General features: G+C 67.4%; 3 protein-coding genes and 1 pseudogene. 3 read left to right on the top strand and 1 reads right to left on the bottom strand.

The window, feature by feature from the left end:
* Positions 1 to 86: 86 nt before the first annotated feature.
* From BLS85_RS18390 to BLS85_RS18375, 3 genes are all read left to right on the top strand, one after another.
* A complete protein-coding gene (locus BLS85_RS18390) occupies positions 87 to 584 on the top strand; it encodes a MoxR family ATPase (protein ID WP_092788189.1) in 498 nt (165 codons plus the stop codon).
* The gene (locus tag BLS85_RS19350; protein ID WP_218128514.1) at positions 584 to 4,303 is read left to right on the top strand and encodes a formylglycine-generating enzyme family protein; all 3,720 of its coding nucleotides are present in this window, start codon (positions 584 to 586) and stop codon (positions 4,301 to 4,303) included. Before BLS85_RS18390 ends, BLS85_RS19350 begins: the two co-directional genes overlap by 1 nt.
* A gap of 65 nt (positions 4,304 to 4,368) precedes the next feature.
* A complete protein-coding gene (locus BLS85_RS18375; protein WP_092788188.1) occupies positions 4,369 to 5,169 on the top strand; it encodes a formylglycine-generating enzyme family protein in 801 nt (266 codons plus the stop codon).
* A gap of 270 nt (positions 5,170 to 5,439) precedes the next feature.
* Here the strand turns inward: BLS85_RS18375 and tnpC are convergent.
* Positions 5,440 to 6,366, bottom strand: a pseudogene (tnpC, locus tag BLS85_RS18370) (IS66 family transposase); the annotation flags it as partial.
* Positions 6,367 to 6,415: the final 49 nt, after the last annotated feature.

Genomic DNA, 6,415 nt, shown 5'->3' with positions numbered 1-6,415 from the left:
CCGGTTCTGGGGGGCAGACGCCTGTTGAATCACCCTCGAATCCCGTTCGCCACTGAAATCAGCCCTCGGCCGTTAACCTGAGCCCGTTGCCCTGGGTCGTCGTCCTGATCGATGAAATCGACAAGGCGGAGGCGGAACTTCCTAACGGGCTGCTGGATGCCTTGGGCTCGCGGGCCTTTGTGCCGGCCGGGCGCTCGGATCCCGTCCAGGCCCGCCAATGGCCCCTGGTCGTCGTGACCACGAACGAAGAGCGCCGCCTGCCCGACGCCTTCGTGCGACGCTGCGTCGTCCACATGATGCGCATCCCGGACAACGAGGCGGACTTCATTACGTGGATGGTCGCGCGCGGCCGGGTCCATTTCCCACAGGCGAGCGACGCTGTACTCACCCTGGCGGCCGAACTGACGTACCAGGACCGCGACGCGTGCAGGCGCCAGAGGCTACGCCCTTTGCCGGGACAGGCGGAATACCTCGATCTTCTGAGGGCCGTGGCGGCGGACGATGGGGGGAAGGAGCGCGCGCCCGAGGACCGGCTGCAGGACATCGCGAAGTTCTTCCTGCGGAAGCACCCGGGGCTGCGGTGATGGCCGACCGGAGCCTCACCGGGCGCGCGGATCTGGCGCGCCTCGTGGCGGACCAGCCCGGAGAGGACCCGGCGCGCCTTGGGGCGCTCCTTGGGTTCGAGGTCCGGTCCGAACCTTCCGAACCGTCTCACCCGACCCTGGTCTCGGAACCGGCGGCCGAAAACGACAGGCCCGAACCCACCAGCGTGGAATTCACGCAGGGGCAGACTCGGCCCGTCCCCTTCTGGATGCCCGTTCGGTATGAACGGCTCAAGCGGCCGGAACGGTCCAACCAACCGCCGCAGTCAACCGAAACGGCGCCGCCTCAGGCGACCAATACAGAATCGCGGTCGACCGACGCGGCGCCTTTGCCGGTCTGGCGATCCCCGCCGGCCGACCCGCCGCCCTGGCCGCCGCTGCGGTCCTGGGCGTCCCTTCAGGGGCTTTTGCGCGCGCTTCTGACCCCAAACACGGACGGTCCCGCGATCGACGTGGACCGGGCCATCCGGGATCTGTCCGAATGCCGGGTGCTCGACCGCCCGCCACGAAAGCGCATGCCCGCGTGGACCCCTCGATGTGTCGTCGTTCTGGACCGCGACCGGCGCCTCGTGCCGCTGTGGCGGGATCAGGAGATGGTGCTCGCGGCCCTGTCACACGCGGCACCCCACATGACCGTGACCCCGGTGACGTGGGACCCCGCGACCGGCGTCTACCGATCCATCGCGGCGGACGGATCGGAGACGGTGGACCCCCGGCGCGATGGGACGCCCTGGCTGGTGCTGGGCGACCTCGGCGCGGTCACGGGTGGCGGACCGGATCCGTGGATTGCCCTGGCCCGAAACCTCGATCCCCGGTGCGCCATCGCAGTCACCCCGGTGCCACCAGACCGCCTGCCGTCGGACCTACGCACCCTGTGGCGGCTCGCCCCGTGGGAGGACACGGCCCCCGCCCCGGACGATCTGGACCGCCGCGCGCTGGCCCGCAAGCTGCTGGTCTGCCTGTCTCCGGCCTTTTGTTTCACGCCGGGGATGCTGCGGGCCATGCGGCGCGAGGTGTTGCCCGAGGCGGATGCCCTCGTCGAGTGCATGGCCTGGAACGATCCGGCGGTGGAGTGCCTCGCCTCCGTGGCGACTGCCCTGACGCCAGAGGCGGCGACGGCCCTTCGGGCGGAGTTTGCCGGCCCGAAGCTGACGGACGGGCAGCGGGAAACCGCCCTGTCGGTGATCCGCAGTTGGCGGACCGGGGGACCGGCGACTCCGGTCGGCGAGGACTACTGGTTTCCGGAGGTCCTGAACCTTCCGCCTTCCGCCAGGCGGTGCCTGCCTGAACCGAGCGACGTGGAGGATGCACGGCGGTATTTCGTGGACTTGGACCGCCGCAGGTGCGGTGACGGTGAACCGCTCTCCCAGCAGACCCGCGCTTGGCTGTCCCAAATGGGCGACTGCGCACCCCAGGCGTTCGAGCAGGAAACAGCGTTTCGACACGTCGTGTGGTCTGTGAAGGCAAAGGAACCGGGATATACGCCGCCAAAGGGAGACCTGCCGCCGCTTGAGGATCAGTTGGATGTGGGCCGCGTTGCGGTGGCCCACGTCGGCGGCTCTCTGGCGCTGAAAACTGCGCCGGCCGGGCTTGGCTCCCCGGTCACCACGCTGGAGAGCGGTAACGGGGTGGTCGACATTGCGCTCGACTCGATCGAGGACAATTTTGCGGAGATCGACCGGCGGTTTCCATGGTGTGGGCCGCCGGGCAAGGCCGATCCGCTACGGCCGCTACGCGCCCGGGTTGGGAGCGGTCGCGAAGCTTGGTTTCCGCTGACGCTCCCGACGTTCTCGATCGACGATGACTCCTACTGGTGCCGGATCGATCAGGCGCTTGACGATGACCTCTCCTGGGCGTCGGCGACGGGGCGGGACCACATGGGCCTGTGGGCCGAATTCCGCGCGGAAGACGTGACCCAACGCCTGCGCTGGATCCCGCCGGGACGTTTCTCGATGGGCTCACCTGAGGATAAGGTAGGACGCCGGGACAACAAGGGATTTTGGAGTGACGAGAGCCCCCAGCACGAGGTCACATTGGACCAGGGGTTCTGGCTGTTCGATACGCCCTGCACGCAGGCCCTGTGGCAGGCGGTGATGGGCGACAATTCGAGCCGGTTCAAATCACCGGATCGGCCCGTGGAGACGGTGAGTTGGGGCGACGTACAGACCTTCCTGCAACGCATCAACGATCGCGTGCCGGGGCTGGACCTGACCCTGCCCAGTGAGGCGCAATGGGAATACGCTTGCCGGGCGAATGCGGACCCGCCGTCCGATTTGGAGGCCGTCGCTTGGTATGACGAGAACAGCGAAGACCAGACCCATCCGGTCGGTCAAAAGCAGTCGAATGCCTGGGGTCTGCACGATATGCTCGGCAATGTCGAGGAGTGGTGCGCGGACCACTGGCATGACAGCTATGAAGGCGCGCCGGAGGATGGATCCGCTTGGCTGGAGGATATCGCCGACACCGGCGCGGATCGTGTTGTTCGCGGCGGCTGCTGGCTCTATTTCGCGGAGCTCATGGGCGCGGCGTATCGCCGCGGGGACCATCCCAATGACGGGTTCGACTATCTGGGCTTCCGGTGTTCCCGAGTTCCCGTGAGCCCAGCCAGCGGCGGAGCCGAGCCGGCGGAGCCGAGCCGCCAGGTGGAACAGGAATTTGAAGGTTCCCTTGCACGTCCGCTGGCCCGTCCGCTCGCGCACCCACTCAGCCGGCGGATTTCACGTTCCGGCGAAGAGTTGTTGAAGGATAAGATATCGCTCGATCGCCCGGGAACGGAGTCTTCGCCGCCCATTATAGAGGGGCGAGACCGAGAAAAAACCTTCGTCATCAGAACCGATCGGGAGCAGGTATTTCTTGAACAGCGCACCCGCCCCCCCTGGGCCGAGGCCATGGGCCGCGACCGCTTCGGTCTGTGGACCCGGATCGCTCTGGAGGCCGCCGAAGGGCCGCCCGTGACGCAGCGGATGCGCTGGATCCCGCCGGGGCGGTTCCTGATGGGCTCGCCGGAGGATGAACCGGGGCGTTTCGAGCGGGAAGGGCCGCAGCACGAGGTGACGCTGGCAAACGGCTTCTGGCTGTTCGACACCCCCTGCACCCAGGCCCTGTGGCAGGCGGTGATGGGCGACAACCCCAGCCGGTACCAGTCAGCGGACCGGCCGGTGGAGCGGGTGAGGTGGAACGACGTGCGAACCTTCCTGACGCGGATCAACGAGCGGATCCCTGGCGTTGACCTGACCCTGCCCAGCGAGGCGCAGTGGGAATACGCCTGTCGGGCGGGAGAGGGGCCTCCCCCGGACCTGGAGGCCGTGGCGTGGTACGATAAGAACAGTGGCGGGGAAACGCATCCGGTTGGGGAAAAGCAGGCGAATGCCTGGGGATTGCATGACATGTTGGGCAATGTGTGGGAATGGTGCGCGGACCACTGGCACAAAACGTATGACGGGGCACCGGCCGACGGCACGTCTTGGCAGGACGCGGGCACCGGCGCGAGCCGCGTCGGGCGCGGCGGTTCCTGGAGCAGCAACGCGCGGCACGTGCGCGCGGCGTATCGCGGCAGGGGCCTTCCCGCTGTGCGCGGCGACGGCCTGGGCTTCCGGTGTTCCCGAGCTCACGGCCGGATGGATGTCCGGCATTCAACAGATCATTGCCCGGGGCGCCTGTTCGCGGGTGCCGAAACGAAGCGGCCGGCGGCGTGCCAGTAGCCCTGGTGGATGCGGGGCGACCGCTCGCCGTCCGGCTTCGTCCCCTCCAGCGCGCGCATGAGCCAATGAACACGCCGGCATCCGTCATCGACAGGTCCTGGCACCCCCTGGTCAACGGCCATGCGCCGGAGTGGGCCAGCGGCTGGGGCGAGGATCGGTTCGGGGTGTTCGCCGAGTTCACCGTCGGTGAGGTCACGCAGTGTCTGCGCTGGATCCCGCCGGGGCGATTCACGATGGGATCGCCGGAGGACGAGCCGGGGCGGGACGAGTTTGAAGGCCCGCAGCACGAGGTCACCTTGGCGCGAGGCTTCTGGCTGTTCGACACCCCCTGCACCCAGGCCCTGTGGCAGGCGGTGATGGGCGACAATCCAAGCGAGTTCAAATCGCCTGACCGACCGGTGGAACAGGTGAGTTGGGATGATGCGCAGACCTTCCTGCTACGGATCAATGAGCGCGTTCCGGGGTTGGACCTGATCCTGCCCAGCGAAGCGCAATGGGAATACGCTTGTCGGGCCGGGGCAGTCCCCCCCGCCGATTTGGACGCCGTAGCTTGGTACAACCAGAACAGCGGCCAAACAACGCATCCGGTTGGACGCAAGCAGCCGAACGCCTGGGGTCTGTATGACATGCTGGGTAATGTGTGGGAGTGGTGCGCGGACCACTGGCACGGGAACTATGACGGCGCGCCGGAGGATGGGTCGACTTGGCTGGAACACAGTGTTGATGCTGGCGAGTATCATGTCATTCGTGGCGGCTCTTGGAACTACCCAGCGCGATACGTTCGCCCCGCGTATCGCGACAGGGACCATCCCGGTGGGAGGAACTTCATCGTCCTGGGCTTCCGGTGTGCCCGAGTTCATTCGTGAGCCCGGCCAGCGCGGCGGACGCCCGACCCCGGGCCACCGCGACAAGCTGAACACCATGCGCGTTCGGCTGCATCGCCCAGAACCATATTCGAGCGCGCCATATACAACGCCCCTTGCGGCGTCCTGAACCGTCCCGGGACGATGTCCTTGCTGGTGTCGTGCCCCTGTGCGCCATGAGCAACAGCTTTTGTTTTCCGGGTCTGATTGTCGGCAACAATGCCGTTCCAACGTAACCGGCCGGTTTGGGCCGCCGGGATAGGGCCTTGAGGATTAGGCGGCGGCGGTGTGGCGGTCTTCGGTTGCGCGCCAGTTCCAGGGCAGCAACTCGTCCAGGCGGTTGATCTTGTGATCGTTGATGCGGGCCAGGATATCGGTGAGGTAGGCCTCGGGGTTCAGACCACTCATCTTCGCCGTCTCGATGATGGTCATGGCGTCGGCCAGGACCTCGCCGCCGCTGTCGGAGCCGGCGAAGAGGAAGTTCTTGCGGCCGAGGACCACGGGTTTGATGGCCCGCTCGGCCGGATTGTTGTCGATGGCGACCTCGCCGTTCTCGAGGAACAGGGTGAACGCGGGCCAGCGCCCGAGCGCGTAGCGCATGGCCTTGGCCAGATCGCTCTTGCCGGGGATACGCGGCAGCTGGGTCTCGCACCACGTCTTGAAGGCCTCGACGCTGGGGCGGCTCTCGGCCTGGCGGACGGCAAGACGCTGCTCCGCCGGCAGGCCTGTGATGCGGTGCTCGATGTCGTACAGCGCGCCGATCTGTTCGAGGGCATCCCGGGCGAGGGGGGAGTCCGTGGCTTTCCAGACATCATGAAAGTCACGCCGCAGGTGAGCCCAGCAGGCAGCCTCGCGCACGCGCGGCGCGGCGCCGTCCCCAGCCTCGTACAGCTTGCGGAACCCCGCGTAGGCGTCCGCCTGCAGGATGCCCCGGAACCCGGCCAGATGCCGTTGCGGATGCTCGCCCTTGCGATCCGGCGAGAAAAAGTAGGCCACCGCCGGCGGGTCGGTCCCGGCCCAGGGGCGGTCATCGTGGACGTAGGCCCAGATGCGGCCTTCCTTGACGCCGGGCTCGTCGCCGGTTGCCTTGCGCCGGCCCGGATCGAGCACCCGGATCGGCGTGTCGTCGGCGTGCAGGCGGTCGGCCGCCAGGACCTCGGCCTTGATGCGCTCGATCAGCGGCCGCAGCGTGGCCACAGCCAAGCAGACCCCAGAAGGGGTCTGCTATATTTGAAAACCAAGAGCGCGA

Source organism: Rhodospira trueperi (assembly GCF_900101965.1).
GTDB classification, from domain to species: domain Bacteria; phylum Pseudomonadota; class Alphaproteobacteria; order Rhodospirillales; family Rhodospirillaceae; genus Rhodospira; species Rhodospira trueperi.
This window is presented reverse-complemented; position numbering and strand designations above follow the sequence as displayed.

Coding starts and splice junctions, on each gene's coding strand:
- BLS85_RS19350 (WP_218128514.1), top strand. CDS start 584: ATGGCCGACCGGAGCCTCACCGGGCGCGCGGATCTGGCGCGCCTCGTG.
- BLS85_RS18375 (WP_092788188.1), top strand. CDS start 4,369: ATGAACACGCCGGCATCCGTCATCGACAGGTCCTGGCACCCCCTGGTC.